At 65.9% G+C, this 16,715-nt stretch carries 17 protein-coding genes; 7 read left to right on the top strand and 10 right to left on the bottom strand.

Going from position 1 to position 16,715, the window contains the following annotated elements:
• The first annotated feature begins 51 nt into the window (after positions 1 to 51).
• The gene (locus N0K08_RS12435) at positions 52 to 1,323 is read left to right on the top strand and encodes an MFS transporter (RefSeq protein WP_261500685.1); all 1,272 of its coding nucleotides are present in this window, start codon (positions 52 to 54) and stop codon (positions 1,321 to 1,323) included.
• Positions 1,324 to 1,554: 231 nt separating this feature from the next.
• Here the strand turns inward: N0K08_RS12435 and N0K08_RS12430 are convergent, their stop codons facing one another.
• Positions 1,555 to 2,979, bottom strand: a complete 1,425-nt coding sequence (locus tag N0K08_RS12430; protein ID WP_261500684.1) for an FAD-binding oxidoreductase — start codon at positions 2,977 to 2,979, stop codon at positions 1,555 to 1,557.
• A gap of 107 nt (positions 2,980 to 3,086) precedes the next feature.
• Positions 3,087 to 3,395 (bottom strand): EF-hand domain-containing protein, encoded by a 309-nt coding sequence (locus N0K08_RS12425; protein ID WP_261500679.1) that lies wholly within the window; start codon positions 3,393 to 3,395, stop codon positions 3,087 to 3,089.
• A 256-nt stretch (positions 3,396 to 3,651) separates the two neighbouring features.
• Here N0K08_RS12425 and N0K08_RS12420 point away from each other — a divergent pair, with 256 nt between their 5' ends.
• On the top strand, positions 3,652 to 4,224 hold the full coding sequence (locus N0K08_RS12420; RefSeq protein WP_261500677.1) for a cob(I)yrinic acid a,c-diamide adenosyltransferase: 573 nt from the start codon (positions 3,652 to 3,654) through the stop codon (positions 4,222 to 4,224).
• A 6-nt stretch (positions 4,225 to 4,230) separates the two neighbouring features.
• On the opposite strand, the gene N0K08_RS12415 is transcribed toward N0K08_RS12420, so the two are convergent.
• The 3 genes from N0K08_RS12415 to N0K08_RS12405 all read right to left on the bottom strand — a co-directional run bounded on the left by N0K08_RS12415 (position 4,231) and on the right by N0K08_RS12405 (position 7,928).
• Positions 4,231 to 4,653 (bottom strand): hotdog fold thioesterase, encoded by a 423-nt coding sequence (locus N0K08_RS12415; protein ID WP_261500674.1) that lies wholly within the window; start codon positions 4,651 to 4,653, stop codon positions 4,231 to 4,233.
• A gap of 240 nt (positions 4,654 to 4,893) precedes the next feature.
• Entirely contained in the window at positions 4,894 to 6,414 is a 1,521-nt protein-coding gene (locus N0K08_RS12410) for an acetyl-CoA hydrolase/transferase family protein (RefSeq protein ID WP_261500673.1), read from the bottom strand.
• Positions 6,415 to 6,638: 224 nt separating this feature from the next.
• Positions 6,639 to 7,928, bottom strand: coding sequence for a solute carrier family 23 protein (locus N0K08_RS12405; RefSeq protein WP_261500672.1), 1,290 nt, complete (start codon positions 7,926 to 7,928; stop codon positions 6,639 to 6,641).
• Positions 7,929 to 8,270: 342 nt separating this feature from the next.
• Here N0K08_RS12405 and N0K08_RS12400 point away from each other — a divergent pair, with 342 nt between their 5' ends.
• From N0K08_RS12400 to minE, 4 genes are all read left to right on the top strand, one after another.
• Positions 8,271 to 10,376, top strand: a complete 2,106-nt coding sequence (locus N0K08_RS12400; protein ID WP_261500670.1) for an acetoacetate--CoA ligase — start codon at positions 8,271 to 8,273, stop codon at positions 10,374 to 10,376.
• Between the two features lie 168 nt (positions 10,377 to 10,544).
• Positions 10,545 to 11,285, top strand: a complete 741-nt coding sequence (minC, locus tag N0K08_RS12395; protein WP_261500669.1) for a septum site-determining protein MinC — start codon at positions 10,545 to 10,547, stop codon at positions 11,283 to 11,285.
• A 67-nt stretch (positions 11,286 to 11,352) separates the two neighbouring features.
• Positions 11,353 to 12,168: a septum site-determining protein MinD gene (minD, locus tag N0K08_RS12390; protein ID WP_261500668.1), complete on the top strand. Its 816-nt coding sequence runs from the start codon at positions 11,353 to 11,355 to the stop codon at positions 12,166 to 12,168.
• A gap of 3 nt (positions 12,169 to 12,171) precedes the next feature.
• Positions 12,172 to 12,435, top strand: coding sequence for a cell division topological specificity factor MinE (gene minE, locus N0K08_RS12385; RefSeq protein WP_261500666.1), 264 nt, complete (start codon positions 12,172 to 12,174; stop codon positions 12,433 to 12,435).
• Positions 12,436 to 12,532: 97 nt separating this feature from the next.
• Here minE and N0K08_RS12380 read toward each other — a convergent pair whose 3' ends face one another.
• The 5 genes from N0K08_RS12380 to N0K08_RS12360 form a co-directional block, all read right to left on the bottom strand.
• Positions 12,533 to 13,039: a flavin reductase family protein gene (locus tag N0K08_RS12380; RefSeq protein ID WP_261500891.1), complete on the bottom strand. Its 507-nt coding sequence runs from the start codon at positions 13,037 to 13,039 to the stop codon at positions 12,533 to 12,535.
• 111 nt (positions 13,040 to 13,150) lie between these two features.
• The gene (locus N0K08_RS12375) at positions 13,151 to 13,765 is read right to left on the bottom strand and encodes a 3'-5' exonuclease (protein ID WP_261500664.1); all 615 of its coding nucleotides are present in this window, start codon (positions 13,763 to 13,765) and stop codon (positions 13,151 to 13,153) included.
• Positions 13,766 to 13,791: 26 nt separating this feature from the next.
• Entirely contained in the window at positions 13,792 to 14,214 is a 423-nt protein-coding gene (locus N0K08_RS12370) for a universal stress protein (RefSeq protein ID WP_261500662.1), read from the bottom strand.
• 126 nt (positions 14,215 to 14,340) lie between these two features.
• Complete coding sequence (locus N0K08_RS12365; RefSeq protein WP_261500660.1) at positions 14,341 to 15,195, bottom strand: metallophosphoesterase; 855 nt, start codon at positions 15,193 to 15,195, stop codon at positions 14,341 to 14,343.
• Positions 15,192 to 16,154, bottom strand: a complete 963-nt coding sequence (locus N0K08_RS12360; protein WP_261500659.1) for a LysR family transcriptional regulator — start codon at positions 16,152 to 16,154, stop codon at positions 15,192 to 15,194. Before N0K08_RS12360 ends, N0K08_RS12365 begins: the two co-directional genes overlap by 4 nt.
• A gap of 142 nt (positions 16,155 to 16,296) precedes the next feature.
• On the opposite strand from N0K08_RS12360, the gene N0K08_RS12355 reads away from it, so the two are divergent.
• Positions 16,297 to 16,527: a hypothetical protein gene (locus tag N0K08_RS12355; RefSeq protein WP_261500903.1), complete on the top strand. Its 231-nt coding sequence runs from the start codon at positions 16,297 to 16,299 to the stop codon at positions 16,525 to 16,527.
• Positions 16,528 to 16,715 lie beyond the last annotated feature (188 nt).

The raw sequence follows: 16,715 nt of genomic DNA, 5'->3' as shown, positions 1-16,715 counted from the left end.
TTTGGCAGTCTATCGCATACATGCCGCGCCCCTCTTGCCTAAGATGGCCGCATGAATGCTTCATCGTCATCCTCTGCCAACGGGCAGGACTCCATACCGCTGCGCCAGGATGCGCGCACCATAGGCCTCATCGGCCTGGCCCATGGTTCCTCGCACTTTTTTCACCTGCTGCTGCCGCCGCTGTTCCCCTGGCTGATTGCCGACTTCGGCTACAGCTACTCCGAGCTCAGCGTGCTGCTGTCGGTGTTTTTCATCGTCTCGGGCGTGGGCCAGGCGCTGGCCGGCTTTGTGGTGGACCGGCTGGGTGCGCGGCCCATTCTGTTCGCCTCGCTGACCAGCTTCATCGTCGCCGGCGTGATCGCCAGCTCGGCCCAGGGCTACGCCACGCTGCTGCTGGCCTCGGTGTTTGCCGGCCTGGGCAATGCGCCTTTCCACCCGGTGGACTTCACCATCCTCAACAAGCGGGTGTCGGCCAAGCGCATAGGCCATGCGTTCTCGGTGCACGGTATTTCGGGCAATCTGGGCTGGGCGTTGGCGCCGGTGTTCATGGCCGGTATCACCGCGGCCACGGGTTCCTGGCGCATCGCCTGCCTGTGCGGCTCGGCCCTGGCCGCCGTGGTGCTGCTGATCATGGTGCTCAACCGCGACGCGCTGGACGACCGCAAGCCCGTGGCCCAGCCGGCTGTGGCGGCCAAGCCCGCGGCCGCAGTCCATGCCCAGCCCGAGCATGCGATGGCTTTCCTGCGCCTGCCTTCGGTCTGGCTGTGCTTCTCCTTCTTCTTCTGGAGCACCTGCGCGCTCAGCGCCATCCAGAGCTTTGCCAGTCCGGCCCTGCAGGCCATGTACGGCCTGCCGCTGAGCCTCACGGCCCTGGTGGCCACGGGCTATATGCTGTGCGGCGCCACGGGCATGCTGCTGGGTGGCTTCCTGGTGGGCCGGGTGCAGCGGCTGGAAAAGCTGATCGCCATCAGTCTGCTGGCTTCGGCCCTGCTGCTGGCCCTGGTGGGCACGGGCCTGCTGTCGGGCTATGTGGCCATGGCCGTGGCTGCCGTGGCCGGCCTGGGCACAGGCATTGCCGGTCCTTCCCGCGACATGCTGATCAAGCAGGCGGCCCCCGCGGGCGCGACCGGCCGGGTCTATGGCACGGTGTATTCGGGCCTGGATCTGGGCTTTTGCCTGGCCGCGCCGGTGTTTGGCGCCATGCTTGACGCCCAGATGCACGGCAGCGTGTTTCTTGGCTCGGCGACGGCACTGGCGCTGAGCGTGGTGTCGGCCGCCTTTGTGGGCCAGAAGGTGGCCGCGGCCAAGTTCGCCAGGGCGTGAAATTGGGCCCCCACGCTTGCTCGCTGCGCGTAGCCGCGCTGGGGGGCGGAGCCCCCCAGATGCATTTTTGCATTGGGGCCATCCGATGCCTCCCAGGGGCTGCGGCCCGGCGGCGGCGAGTGTGATTCCTTCCGGACACTCTGTGGCACTGGCAGCGTCATGAAAAAAGGCCGTTCCCGGGGCGGAAACGGCCTTTTTAGCGCCTCGGCGGGTGCCGGGCAGGGGTAGGGCTCAGAGCGTGAAAATTTTGCCTGGATTGAGGATGTTCTTCGGATCCAGCGCGCGCTTGATGGCGCGCATCATGTCCACCGCGCCGGCGCCGGTCTCGTCGACCAGAAAGCCCATCTTGTGGATGCCCACGCCGTGTTCGCCGGTGCAGGTGCCGCCCAGGCGCAGCGCGCGGGCGACCAGTTGATGGTTCAATTCCTCGGCCTTTTCGAACTGCTCGGGCTGGTTGGGGTCGAGCAGGTAGCCGAAGTGGAAGTTGCCGTCGCCCACATGGCCCACGAGGAAGTAGGGCAGGCCGCTGGCATCGGCTTCGGTGATGGAGTCGAGCAGGCAGTCGGCCAGGCGGCTGATGGGCACGCAGGTGTCGGTGCTGATCGCGCGGCAGCCGGGAACGGAGCTCACGGCCGCGAAGTAGGCGTTGTGGCGCGCGGTCCAAAGGCGCGTGCGGTCCTCGGGCGTGCTGGCCCATTCGAAGGCCTGGCCGCCGAACTCGTTGGCGATGTCCTGCACCGTTTCAGCCTGCTCCTTGACGCTCGCGGGCGTGCCGTGGAATTCCATCAGCAGCATCGGTTCTTCGCGCAGCGTGGTCTTGCTGTAGTTGTTGACCATGCGCACGGAGTTCGCATCGAGCAGCTCGACGCGCGCGATCGGCACGCCCAGCTGAATGGTCTGGATCACGGTGCGCACCGCGGCTTCGATGCTGGGGAAGGAGCAGACCGCGGCCGAGACGGCTTCAGGCAGCGGGAACAGGCGCACCGTGACTTCGGTGACGATGCCCAGCGTGCCTTCGCTGCCGACCATCAGGCGCGTGAGGTCGTAGCCGGCGCTGCTCTTCTTGGCGCGCGTGCCCGTGTGAATCACTTCACCGCTGGCGGTGACGACTTCGAGGGCGAGCACGTTCTCGCGCATGGTGCCGTAGCGCACGGCGTTGGTGCCGCTGGCGCGCGTCGCGGTCATGCCGCCCAGGCTGGCATCGGCGCCGGGGTCTATGGGGAAGAACAGGCCGGTGTCGCGAATGGCTTCGTTGAGCTGCTTGCGCGACAGGCCGGGCTGCACGGTGACCGTGAGGTCGTCGGCGTTGACGCTGAGCACGCGGTTCATGCGGCTCACGTCGAGGCTGATGCCGCCCTGGACGGCCAGCAGGTGGCCTTCGATCGACGAGCCCGCGCCATAGGCAATGATGGGCACCTCGTAGTCGCTGGCCAGCTTCACCGCGTCGGCCACGTCCTGGGTGCTTTCGGCGAACACTACGGCGCTCGGCGGCGGCGCGATCAGCGCGCCTTCATCGCGGCCATGCTGCTCGCGCACGGCCAGGGCTTGCGAGCACTGGGCGCCAAAGCGTGCGACCAGGGCGTCCAGGAACGCGGTGGGTACAGGGCGTGGCTGGATGATGGGCAGCAGGTGCTGGGCAGCGGCGGGTGCATTCATTGGGGGTCCTCTCGAATCAGACCAAAAGAATACCACCCGCGCCAACGAAAAAAGCCATGGTGCGGCATGCCGCACCATGGCCCTCCGAATTCTTGTCTGGCGACAGCTTACTGCTGCGCGCCCCGGTGGAACTCGGCGCGCGACAGGCTGCCGTTGCCGTCGGTGTCGAGCTCGCGCAGGCGGCTGGCGATCACGGGCAGGGACTCGGCTTCGGCGGCGCTGAGCTGGCCGTCCTGGTTGCGGTCGGCGCGGTCAAAAGCGGCCTTTTCGGCGGTGGAGACCGACACGCTGCGGGCCGTGGGTTCTCTCACTGGCTGGGCCATGCTGCTGGCAGCGCCACCCAGTGCCAGGCTGGCAAACAGGATCAGGCTGCGCGCTTCGAATGCGCCGATGGTGCGGGGGGGATTGGCCTTCATGGGCGACAACTCCGATTCAGTGAAACACCCGTGCATTGCACCGTACATCGGCCTGGTTTGCTAGCATTTTTGCTTGCTGTTGCCTGGACCAACATTTGCCTGCGCGCTGTAACGCACAATGGTATTTTGTGCACTGCACGCCGCCGCCGGGCCGCCCCAAGGCGGTGACGGCCCCCTCGGGGGGCAGCGCAGCCCTTCGGCCGGCTCAGGACGAAGAGAGCAAGCGTGGGGGCTTTTATTACGCAAGGAGCTTGCCATGGGCAACCGTTTGACACAGATCGCCACCCGCACCGGCGACGATGGAACCACCGGCCTGGGAGACAACAGCCGGGTGTCCAAGAACAGCGGGCGGCCCCACGCCATGGGCGACGTGGACGAACTCAATTCGCACCTCGGCTTGCTGCTGTGCGAGGACCTGCCGCAGGACGTGCGCGCGCTGCTGGTCGATGTCCAGCACCAGCTGTTCAATCTGGGCGGCGAGCTGTCGATTCCCGGCTATGAACTGCTCAAGGATGAAGGCCTGCTGCAGCTCGACAACGCCCTGGCGCATTACAACGCCCAGCTGCCGCGCCTGCAGGAGTTCATCCTGCCCGCGGGCACGCGCGCCGCGGCCCAGGCCCATGTCTGCCGCACGGTGGCCCGCCGCGCCGAGCGCATGGTGGTGGCGCTGGAGCAGAGCGAAGCCATGCGGCCCGCGCCGCGCCAGTACCTGAACCGCCTGTCGGACCTGCTGTTCGTGCTGGCCCGCGTGCTCAACCGCGTGGATGGCGGCGACGATGTCTACTGGAAAAGCGAACGTCTGGCCGCGCAGGCTGGCGACGCGCCCTGATCCGACTCAGCGCGGCGCCAGGATGGCCATGGTGATGCGCGAAGTGCAGGTCGGCAGGCCTTCGTCATTGACCATGTCGATCTGCCAGACCTGGGTGGTGCGACCGATGTGCACGGGCTTGGCGGTGGCGGTGACCCAGCCGCTGCGCGCCGAGCGCAGGTGGTTGGCGTTGATGTCCAGGCCCACCGCGGTGTGGCCTTCGGGGCTGGAGTAGTACGCGCCGACCGAGCCCAGGGTTTCGGCCAGCACCACGCTGACGCCGCCGTGCAGCAACCCGAAAGGCTGGACGGTGCGCTCGTCCACCGGCACCCGGCCCACCAGGAAGTCATCGCCGATTTCGGTGATTTCAATGCCCAGGTGGCCGACCGCCGTGCGCGCGTTGCGCGGGTTGACGAGTTCCAGGGTGATGGGTTTTTTCCAGATCGACATGGGGTATTGGGATAGTGAATGCAAGCTTTGCATCATGCCCGCAGCCGAAGCGGCATGCACAAAACACGCGACAGCCGCTCAAAGGCTGTTTCTTTTCACCGCTCGCACTGCCCACATCCGCGGAAACTGGCGCGGCCCAGCAAGGGGGCAGCGAGGAAGGGCCGCCCCGCACCGAGGCTGCCGTCCCCCTCCACCGCAGGATGAGAGGGGGAAGACGGGGCGCGCCTAGCGCGAAGCGGCTCAGGGGGTGCTGTGCATATTTCCGGTTTCCAGGAAGCGCTCGTGCCAGCTCAGCGCTTCGCGCAGGATGTGCGGCGTGTGCTGTGCGCCCTTCTGGCGCGCGCGGTCGAAGTAGTCCTGCAGCATGGGACGGAAGTCGGGGTGGGCGCACTTGTCGATGATGACCTGGGCGCGCTCGCGCGGCGACAGGCCGCGCAGATCGGCCAGGCCTTGCTCGGTGACGATGATCTGGGTGTCGTGCTCGGTGTGGTCGACATGCGAGCACATGGGCACGATGCAGCTGATCTTGCCGTCCTTGGCCACCGACGGCGTGACGAAGAACGACAGGTAGCCGTTGCGCGCGAAGTCGCCCGAGCCGCCGATGCCGTTCATCATTCCCGAGCCCATGATGTGGGTGGAGTTGATGTTGCCGTAGATGTCGGCCTCGATCATGGAGTTCATGGCGATGATGCCCAGGCGGCGCACCAGCTCGGGGTGGTTGCTGATCTCCTGGGGACGCAGGATGATGCGTTCGCGGTAGAAGTCGATGTTGTCGACGAAGTCCTCATAGGCGCTGTTGCTCAGCGAAATCGAGGTCGCCGAAGCCTGGCTCATCTTGCCCGCGCGCAGCAGGTCCAGCATGCCGTCCTGCAGCACTTCGGTGAAGCCCAGCAGGTTCTCGAACGGGCCCGTGAGCAGGCCGGCGAGCACGGCGTTGGCCACATTGCCCACGCCCGACTGGATGGGCAGCATTTCCTGGGGCAGGCGCCCCTGCTTCATCTCGTGGGCCAGGAAGTCGATGATGTGGCTGGCGATCTGGCTGGACACGGCGTCGGGCTTGGCAAAACCCGAGTTGCGGTCGCTCTGGTGGGTTTCGACCACGGCGATCACCTTGGCGGGATCGACATGCAGATAGGGCTCGCCGATGCGCTCGGCGGCGTGCGTCATGTTGATCGGCGTGCGGCGCGGCGGGATGGCCGTGCCGTAGTAGATGTCGTGCATGCCCTCGATGGCCAGCGGGGGCTTGGTGTTGACTTCAAGAATCACCTTGTCGGCGATCTCCAGCCAGGTCTTGTTGTTGCCCACGGCCGTCGACGGGATCAGGCGGCCGTCGGGCAGCACGCCCAGCACTTCGATCACCGCGACCTTCATCTCGCCCAGAAAGCCGAACCAGGCGTGCTGGGCGACGTGGGACAGGTGCATGTCGACGAAGTGCATTTCGCCGGCATTGATCTTGGCGCGGCAGATCGGGTCGGTCTGGAAAGGCAGGCGCTTCTCGAACGCGTCGGCCGCGGCCAGCGTGCCGTCCATCTCGGGGGCGGTGGACGCGCCCGTCCAGACGCTGATCTTGAACGGCCGGCCGGCGTCATGCTCGGCCTTGGCGCGTGCGGCCAGGGCCTGGGGCAAAAGCTTGGGGTAGCCCGCGCCGGTGAACCCGCTCATGCCGACGTTGGCGCCCGCAGGGACCAGCTGTGCCGCAGCCTCCGCGCTCATGATCAAAGGATGGAAATCGCTATACCGTACGCGGTCAATCAATGACATCAAAAACTCCGCAAAAAAACACCACCGCTTGTCTCCAGAAGTAGGGGTGCGGTGGTTTGCGGGGGGAATGGTAGCAGTGTTTTTTCGTCAACCTATGGATTTCCCTTAGTCCCATTTCCGGGGTGTGGGCGTGCGTCTGGGCGATGTATGCGGCCACTTTTCTGCAAAAAAAGGGGGCCTTGCGGCCCCCGGAACAGCCAGGGCAGGCGCCCTGAGCCACTGGATCAGCGCTTGTCGCGGTTGAGCAGGGCGTAGAGGATGATGGCGCCGAAGGTCGCGGTCCCGATGCCGCCCAGCGCGAAGTCGCCGAACTTGAGCGTGAAGTCGCCCGTGCCCAGGATCAGGGTGATGGCCGCCACGATCAGGTTCTTGTTCTGCGAGAAGTCGACGTGGTTGCGCACCCAGATGTTGGCGCCGGCGACGGCGATCAGGCCGAACACCACGATGGACACGCCGCCCATCACCGGCAACGGGATGGCCTGGATCAGCGCGCCGAACTTGGGGCTGAAGCCCAGCAGCACGGCCAGCAGGGCCGCGCACAGGAACACGGCCGTGGAGTAGATGCGGGTCGCGGCCATGACGCCGATGTTCTCGGCATAGGTGGTCACGCCCGTGCCGCCGCCCGCGCCGCTGACCATGGTCGCCACGCCGTCGCCGATGAAGGCCCGGCCCATGTACTGGTCGAGGTTCTTGCCGGTCATGGCCGTCACGGCCTTGATGTGGCCCAGGTTCTCCGCCACCAGGATGATGACCACGGGAGCGATCAGCAGCATGGCCGGGGCGCTGAACACCGGCGCATGCAGTTGCGGCAGGCCGAACCAGGCGGCGTTGATCACGCCCGACAGGTCCAGCGGCTTGCCCAGGCCGGCGACATTGGTCAGCAGTGCGTAGAAGATGCTCGACACGATCAGGCCGACCAGGATCAGCAGGCGCTGCACCATGCCGCGCGTGAACACGGCGACCAGACCGACGCTGACGAAAGTCAGGGCCTGCATCCAGCTGTCGAAGTTGCTCGCCGCCATGTTCTTGATCGGGATGCCCGCCAGGTTCAGGCCGATCACGGCCACCACCGCACCGGTCACCACGGGCGGCATGAAGCGCTCGATCCAGCCCGTTCCCAGCCATTGCACGATCACGCCGATCAGCGTGTAGATCGCACCGCAGGCGATGATGCCGCCCAGCGCGACGCCGATGTTGGCGTTCGCGCCCTGGCCCGCATAGCCCGTGGCGGCGATCACCACGCCGATGAAGGCAAACGACGAGCCCAGGTAGCTGGGCACCTTGCCGCCGGTGATCAGAAAGAAGATCAGCGTGCCTATGCCGCTCATCAGCACCGCCAGATTCGGGTCGAACCCCATGAGGATGGGGGCCAGTACGGTCGAGCCGAACATGGCAATCACGTGCTGTATGCCCATCAGGCCGGTTTGCGGCCAGGGCAGGCGCTCGTCGGGGCCTATCACGCCGCCCGAATGCAGCACATCGGAGGACTTCTCAGTCCAGTGGAATATTCCCATCGCTTCTCTCCTGTGAAAACTGGCGCGATGTTAGAGACATTCGGCGCGTGATGGGAGACAGAATCGAAGAACGTTGTAGGCACAGAACGCCAGCAACTTGAACCTTGGCGCCCGCACTACGCACAGCCCCCAGGCCAGGGCACCGAGCAAGGGCCGTCCCGCAGCGATGGTGCCGTCCCTAGCCGGGCGCCCCCCTCCACCGCAGGATGCGAGGGGGAAGCCGGGGCGGCCCAAGCCGCGATAGCGGCTCAGGGGGTGCTTAATTTCCACTGTCGCCCACGCAGCAGTTCGCGGGGTAACCCTGAAACGTCTGGGCGCGCCTCGGCTTAACGTCTGGGGACTATGTCCACACTCCCTGCCTACATTCCCCAGATTCGCCGCTACCAGGATTGGCTGGCGCAGCGCCATGGCCTCACGTTTGCCGACTACGACGCGCTGTGGCGCTGGTCGGTCACCGACCTGGAAGCTTTCTGGCAAAGCGTGTGGGAGTTTTGCGACCTGCAGTCGCCGACGCCGCACACGGCGGTGCTGGCGCGCAACGTGATGCCGGGCGCCCAGTGGTTCCCGGGCGCGCAGGTGAACTTCGCCCAGCAGGTGCTGCGCCACACTGCCGCCGCCGCCGCGGCGGGCATGCCGGCCATCATCAGTCGCAACGAGCAGGGCCGGCACCGCGAGATGGACTGGCCTACGCTGCGCCGCCAGGTCGCGGCCCTGGCCTTGCACCTGCAGGCCCAGGGCGTGCAGCCCGGCGACTGCGTCGCCGCCTACCTGCCCAATATTCCCGAAGCCATGGTGGCGCTGCTGGCCTGCGTGAGCATTGGCGCGGTCTGGAGCATTTGCGCGCCCGACATGGGTACGCATGCCGTGCTGGACCGCTTGCGCCAGATCGCGCCCAAGGTGCTGATCGCCGTGGACGGCGTGCACTACGCGGGCCGCGACATCGACCGCCTGGGGGTGCTGGCCGAATTGCGCGCCGGCCTGCCCAGCCTGCAGCAGGTGGTGCTGGTGAACAACCTGGACCTGTCCATCGACCTGGCCGATACCGCCAACTGGGCGCGCATCGTAGCGCGCGACGATGCCGCCACGCAGGCCTTCGAGCCGCTGTGGCTGCCGTTCGACCACCCGCTGTGGATTGTCTATTCGAGCGGCACCACGGGCCTGCCCAAGCCCATCGTCCACGGCCATGGCGGCATGGTGCTGGTGGCCTTGCAGCTCAAGTCCTTGCACAACGACGTGGGTTGCAGCTGGGACCCGAACAGCTGGGGCGAGCGCTTCCATTGGTACAGCTCCACCGGCTGGGTGATGTGGAATGCCCAGGTCTCGGGCCTGCTGGGCGGCACGACCTGCGTGATCTTCGATGGCAGCCCGGGCGGCAGCAAGGAGCAGCCCGACTGGGGCGTGCTGTGGCGTTTCGCGGCCGAAACCGGCGTCACCTGCTTTGGCTCGGGCGCGGCCTTCTATGCCAACTGCATGAAGGCCGGCGTGGACTTGTCGACCTGCGGCGATCTGTCGCGCGTGCGCAGCCTGGGCTCGACGGGCTCGCCGCTGTCGGCCGAAGTACAGGCCTGGGGCACGGCGCAATTTCGCGCGCTGCGGGCGCAGGCCGAGGCCCGCGGCCGACCCGGCTTGCCGTCCGCGCAAGACATCTGGTGGAACAACATTTCCGGCGGCACCGATTTCTGCGGCGCTTTCCTGGGCGGTAACCGCGAGCTGCCGCTGGTGCCGGGCGTGATGCAGTGTCGCCAGCTGGGCGCGGCCGTCGAGGCCTGGAACGAGCAGGGCCAGCCCGTCACCGGCGCCGTCGGCGAGCTGGTCTGCACCCAGCCGATTCCGTCCATGCCGCTTTACCTCTGGGGCGACGACAGCGGCGCGCGCTATCACTCCAGCTATTTCGACAGCTTCGCGCCCGGACACGGCCGGCGGCCCGGCGGTGGCGATGCCGGCGTGGAGGCGGGCGCGGTCTGGCGCCACGGCGACTGGATCAGCATCGCCAGCGACGGCGGCTGCGTGATCTACGGTCGCAGCGACGCGACCATCAACCGCCACGGCCTGCGCATGGGCACCAGCGAAATCTACAGCGCCGTCGAAGCCCTGCCCGAAGTGCTCGACAGCCTGGTGGTCGATCTCGAGTACCTGGGGCGCGAGAGCTATATGCCGCTGTTCGTGGTGCTGCGCCCTGGGCTGGAACTCGACGCGGCGCTGCGCGCGCGCATCAACGGCGCCATCCGCAGCGCCTTGTCGCCGCGCTTCGTGCCCGACGACATCTACCAGGTGGCCGAAGTGCCGCGCACGCTCAGCGGCAAGAAACAGGAGCTGCCGATCAAGAAGCTGCTGCTGGGCCAGCCGCTGGACAAGGTGGTCAACCAGGATGCAATGGCCAACCCGGGCTGCCTGGCCTGGTATGTGGCCCTGGCGCAGCAGCGCCAGGCCGGCCTGGCCGTCGCTTGATGGGGACGCAGCGAGCGGTGGTGGCCGCTCGCTGCGTCCCAGGCGGCGGGTCGCGCAAGTGTGATGACCTGTATCTGTGCGGACACAGGCGGGCTGCGGCGCATGCCCCAGGGTACACTTTGCCTTCTTTGAGATGCGTCTCTGATCTTCCCTCTCGCACTCCACTCCATGGCTGCTGATTCGACGGGCGTTGCCCGCTCCAGTTTTGACCTCAAGAGCGCCCAGCTGCACGTCGTGGCTGTTGCGCTCAAGGACACCGACGTCAGTCTGGTGGCCGCCGATCTGGCCCAGCGTCTGGCCGACGACCCGGATTTTTTCGACAACGACCCGGTGCTGATCGACCTGGGCCAGGTGAAAGAGGCTGAACAAGCCATCGATTTCCCGGCGCTGATCAAGGTACTCAAGGCCCACCACACGCTGCCAGTGGCCGTGCGTGGCGGCAGCCCCGAACAGACCCGGGATGCGCTGGCGGCGGGCCTGTCCGCGGTGCCCGACGCGCAGACGGCACGCCCGGCGCCACCGGAAATCCACGAAGTCATTCGCGAAGTCGAAGTGGTGCGCGAAGTGCCGGCGCCTCTGGCCGATGCCATGGTGATCGACAAGCCGCTGCGTTCGGGCCAGCAGGTCTATGCCCGGGGAACCGATCTGGTGGTTCTGGCCGTGGTCAGCTATGGTGCGGAAGTGATCGCGGATGGCAACGTGCATGTCTATGCGCCGCTGCGCGGGCGGGCGATTGCGGGTGCGCGGGGCAATACCTCGGCCCGCATCTTCAGCACCTGCATGGAGCCGCAGCTGTTGTCCATCGCCGGTATCTACCGCACCACCGAGACGGCGTTGCCGCCCGACGTGGTCGGCAAGCCGGCCCAGGTACGGCTGGAAGGCGAGAAAATCATCGTCGAGCCCTTGTGATGCGTGATCGCTCTCAGAGCCGCGTCTCTATGCAATTCAGCTTTGTTTTTTAAGGAACAGTGCAAACATGGCCAAAATCGTCGTCGTGACCTCCGGCAAAGGTGGAGTGGGCAAGACCACCACCAGCGCCAGCTTCGCATCCGGCCTCGCCCTGCGCGGCTACAAGACCGCAGTCATCGACTTCGACGTCGGTCTGCGCAATCTCGATCTGATCATGGGGTGCGAGCGCCGGGTGGTGTATGACCTGATCAATGTGATCCAGGGCGAAGCCAACCTCAACCAGGCCTTGATCAAGGACAAGCAGTGCGACAACCTGTTCGTGCTGGCTGCCTCGCAGACCCGCGACAAGGAAGCCCTGACCCAGGACGGCGTCGAGAAGATCCTCAAGGACCTGGGCGAGATGGGCTTTGACTTCATCATCTGCGACTCGCCCGCGGGCATCGAAAGCGGTGCGCTGATGGCCATGCACTTTGCCGACGAAGCGCTGGTAGTGACCAATCCCGAAGTCTCGTCGGTGCGCGATTCCGACCGCATCCTGGGCATGCTCAGCTCCAAGACCCAGCGCGCGATCGCCGGTGGCGAAGGCATCAAGGAACACCTGCTGATCACCCGCTACAACCCGAGCCGGGTCGAGGACGGACAGATGCTGTCGCTGGAAGACATCCAGGACATCCTGCGCATTCCGCTGATCGGCGTGATCCCCGAATCGGAAACGGTGCTGCAGGCGTCCAACCAGGGCATTCCGGCCGTGCACATGGCGAACACCGATGTGTCCGAAGCCTACAAGGATGTGATCGATCGTTTTCTGGGAGAAGAAAAGCCTATGCGCTTCATCGAGGCGCAAAAACCGGGCTTTTTCAAACGCATCTTTGGAGGGAGGTAAGACATGTCGATGCTGTCTTTTCTGTTGGGCGAAAAAAAGAAATCCGCGTCTGTCGCCAAGGAACGCCTGCAAATCATCCTGGCGCATGAGCGCGTCGGCGGCGGCCGCAGCCAGCACGACTACCTGCCCGAGCTGCAGCGCGAACTGATGGCCGTGATCTCCAAGTACGTGACCATCCACCCGAACGACATCAAGGTCCACCTCGAGCGCCAGGACAATCTGGAAGTGCTGGAAGTGAAGATCGAGCTACCGGAAGCCACGCGCTGACCCATGCAAAAGCGGCCCCTTGAGGGCCGCTTTTTTTCACTCTGGAGCTCGACCCTCGGCGTTCAGAACGAACGCCCGCAACGGGCCCGCGTGGGCGTCATTTCATCCGGCCCGCGTGGTAGATCAACGGTGCAGCGTCGTTCTGATGGCTGCAATGCTCCACTTCGCCGACAAAGATCACGTGGTCGCCTTCCTGGTAGCGGCTGCGGTTGAAGCATTCAAATGCCGCCACGGCGCCATCGAGCAAGGGCACGCCGGTCTGGCCGGGCTGGTGCAGCACGCCGGCCCAGCGGTCTATGCCTTTGGACGCGAACTGTTCGGCCAGGGACTTCTGCTCGGCGCCGAGCACGTGCACGGCGTAGTGCGTGCAGGCCATGAAGACCGACAGCGAGGCCGCGCTGTTGGCCATGCTCCACAGCACCAGCGGCGGATGCAGCGACACCGAATTGAAGGAACTCACCGTGACGCCCACGGGCTGGTTCTGTGCGTTCAGCGCCGTGACGATGGTCACGCCGGTGGCGAACTGACCAAGCGCCTGACGGAAATCATGCGAAGAAAATTGGGGCGGCTGGGCCACGGCAGAGCGGGGTAGGGGCGAATTCACAGGCACGGGGCGCAGGGCCATCACGGAAGGGATCTGCCTATTATGGTCCGAGCCCATTGTGCCGGCTGCGCTTGCCGGTATTCCTGTCGCCCCCGCATGGGGGCCGTCCGCCTAGGCCTGGGCCTGGCGCGCGAGCATGGTCGCGATGTTGCCCTTGGGGCAGCGCTGGAGCTCGGACAGCAGGCCATGGCCGGGCTGGGCAATGCCCCAGCGGCGCTGCAGGTCCTGCTGCATGCGCGCGAGCAGGGAGGCTGCCATTTCGGCGTCGGCCAGGGCCCGGTGGGCGCGTCCGGCGCGGGGCAGGCCCAGATGGTCGACGATGCTGCCCAGCTTGTGGCTGGAGGCTTCAGGGTATAGCCGCCGCGACAGCAGTACGGTGCAGGCAAACGGCTGGGGCGCGGGCAGGCCGGCGTGGCCCAGTTCGGCCTCCCAGAACTTGCGGTCGAAGGCCGCGTTGTGCGCCACCATCGGCGCCGCGCCGACAAAGCGGGCCGCTTCGCCCATCACTTCCTCGGCCGCCGGGGCCTCGGCCACCATGGCATTGCTGATGCCGGTGAGCTGGGTGATGAAGGAGGGAATCCACACGCCGGTGCGCATCAGGCTCTGGAAACGGTCCACGATCTGGCCGGATTCCAGCAGCACGATGGCCACTTCGGTGGCGCGCGCACCCTGGCCGGGCGAGATGCCCGTGGTTTCAAAGTCGATGACGGCGATGGGAGAAGACATGCGCCATTCTCCCATGGCCCCCGGGCTCAGCGCACCAGCAGCACGGGGGTGGAGCAGTGGGCCAGCACCTGGGTGCTGACCGAGCCCATGACCAGATTGCCCAAGGCGCTGTGGCCGTGGGTGCCCATGATCAGCAGATCGAAATTGCCATCCGTGGCCAGCTTGGCGATGGTCTCGCCCGCGGGGCCGACCTTGCTCACGCGTGCGGCCTGGACATTGTGCTTGGCGAGGAAGTCGCAGACCGGGGTCAATACCTTGTCGCCTTCTTCGGCGTAGTACTGGTCGACTATTTCCTTGCCCAGTGCGCTGCGCGCGCGCGGTGGCAGGGCGCTTTGCACATTCGCGGCGGTGTACTCATGGGTGCCGGCCAGCAATTCGACATGCGAGGCCAGGTAATCCAGCATTTTTTGGGTATAGACGCTACCGTCGACAGCAAGCAATATTTTCATGAAGTCCTCCGAATGTTTCAGTGACCAGACTAATGCCAGCAGCGCTTGCCGGCCTTGATGTAAATCATGCTTCCAGCGGCGTTCACTGGCAACCCACTGGGGCCAGGGCGACCAGCGGTTGGTTCATCATAAGTCGATGCATGCGCTGGGCTGGAAGTATTCCTGCTCGCCCTTGCGTGCATAGCCCAGCGGGTTGGCGACGACACGGCATTGCCAGGGCTTGCCGTCCGCGGACTCGCCGCGCACGGTGTAGTCGCTGGGCGAATGCAGATGGCCGTGCAGCCACAGCTGGGCCTGTCCCAGCCAGTCGTCGAGCGCATTGCAAAAACCTGCCGTGCCCGGCACCATTCCGTAGCGTGGATCGGCGCTGCGCAGACTGGGCGCGAAGTGGGTCACGGCGACCGTGGGGCCGTCGAAGGGCTCAGCCAGCGCCGCCTGCAGCCATTGCTGGCACAGCAGCGCCTGTTCGCGCATGGGCTCGGCCAGAAACGCTTCGCCGTGGCGCGTGCCGCCGGTCTTGCGCAGGTAGAAGTTCGCGGCGCGAAACGCCTTGTCGCGCAGGCGCAGCAGCGCGCCCAGATTGCCGACCTGCACTTTGCTGTCCTGCAGGGCGATGGCATCGAAGTCGGTCCACAGCGTGGTGCCGACAAAGCGCACGCCGTCCAGCACGGCCGTCTCGCGCTCCAGCCAGATCATCCCCAGGCGGTCGCAGGTGGCGCGCAGGCGTGCATGGGCGGCATCGAAGTCCTGCATGTCGTATTCATGGTTGCCGGGCACGAAGATCACCGGGCAGGGCCAGCCGGCGTACTGCGGCAGCGGCGAAAACCGGGCCAGGCCGAAGTCCTCGTCGGCCAGCATCCCTCCCTCCTGGTAGGAGCCGATATCGCCGGCCAGCACCAGTACATCGGCACCGGCCGCGGGTTCAGGCTGGAAATGGGGGTGGACTTCGAGGTGGAGGTCGGAAAGCAGCTGGATCTTCATGGCGCGGAGGGGAAAGTGTTTTGGGCGGCGCGGAACAGCGCCTGCAGCAGCCAGTCGCCGGCACTCGCTTGCGGGCCGCGGTGGCGCCACAGGGCGTCGACATGCACGGGCGGCACGTGGAAGGGCAGCTCGCGCAGGGCCAGCGAAGAGGCCATGCCGGTCACGGGCACGAAGTGGCGCGGCAGGATGGTCAGCAGGTTGGACCCGACCACCACCCGGCCCGCGGTGAAGAACTGGTTCACCGTGAGCACCACCTGGCGCTTGCGGCCCAGCGAGGCCAGGGCCTCGTCGATGAAGCCGAACGAGCGCCCGGAAAAGCTCACCAGCATATGGTGTGCCTGGCAGTAGTTGTCCAGCGTGAGCGGTACATGGGCCAGGGGATGGCCTTCACGCATCACGCAGATGTAAGCGCTTGCATACAGCCTGCGGCTTTCGAAACCTACGACGTCGCCTGATTGCTCGCGCGCCGTCAGGTCGGCCAGCACGGCGGGGAAGTAGCCTACCGCGATGTCGGCTTCACCGTCCTCGAGCAGCTGGCGGGGGTCGCGCGTGGTCAGCGGCAGCACGCGCACGGAAATCCCGGGCGCTTCGCGCTCGATGATTTCGTACAGCGGAGGGATCAGGGTCGAGGCCGTGGCATCGGCCATGGCCAGCACGAAGGTCGTGGTGGCACTGGCCGGGTCGAACGCGTTGGGCGCCAGGGTTTGCTGCAGCTGCGCGAGCGCGTCGCGCACCGCAGGCCATAGCGCCAGGGCGCGCGGCGTGGGCTGCACGCCCTGACCATGGCGCACCAGCAGTTCATCGCCCAGGGCCTCGCGCAGGCGCCGCATGGCATTGCTCACGGCCGGCTGGGTAATGGCCAGCTTGTGCGCGGCCCGCGTCAGGCTGCGCTCGGCCATGACTTCGTCGAAGACCCGCAGCAGATTCAGGTCGAGCTGGTGGAAACCGTGGGGGGTCATGGTCCTTCACTCATGGGGATACATCACTCATATGAATGATAGTAATTCAAAAGATAAATTTGAAGTTACATGGGGTAAACCCTATGATTGCTGCATTGCCCGGCAATTTCGCCACAAGCGTCTGTAACAGGGGTTCCATATCATGACCAGCTTCGTTAATTCCACCCATTCCTTTGAACATTCCGGCATCGTGCGCATGCACCGTGGAGCGCTGCTGTTGCAGTCCATGGCAGATACCGTGCGCGCCGGCTACCGCGCCTGGGTCAGCAGCCGCAAGCAGGCGGTGGAAGACGAGCGTACCTGGAACGCCGCACTCAAGGATGCGCGCATCATGGCGGAACTGAGCCGCGCCATGCAGGGGCAGGGTCGGTAAACACCCCCTGAGACGCTTCGCGTCTTCCCCCTCTCATCGAGGGGGACGACACCATCGCTGCGGGGCGGCCCTTGCTCGGTGTCCCCTTGCTGGGACACGCCAGTTGCGCAGGCTCCAAATATCGCGATCAAGCCGCTGCCCACAAGGCCGCGGCTTTTTTGTGCGTAAAAAAAGCCCTGCGGTGCAGG

Source organism: Acidovorax bellezanensis (assembly GCF_025421555.1).
Taxonomy (GTDB): Bacteria; Pseudomonadota; Gammaproteobacteria; order Burkholderiales; family Burkholderiaceae_C; genus Comamonas; species Comamonas bellezanensis.
This window is presented reverse-complemented; position numbering and strand designations above follow the sequence as displayed.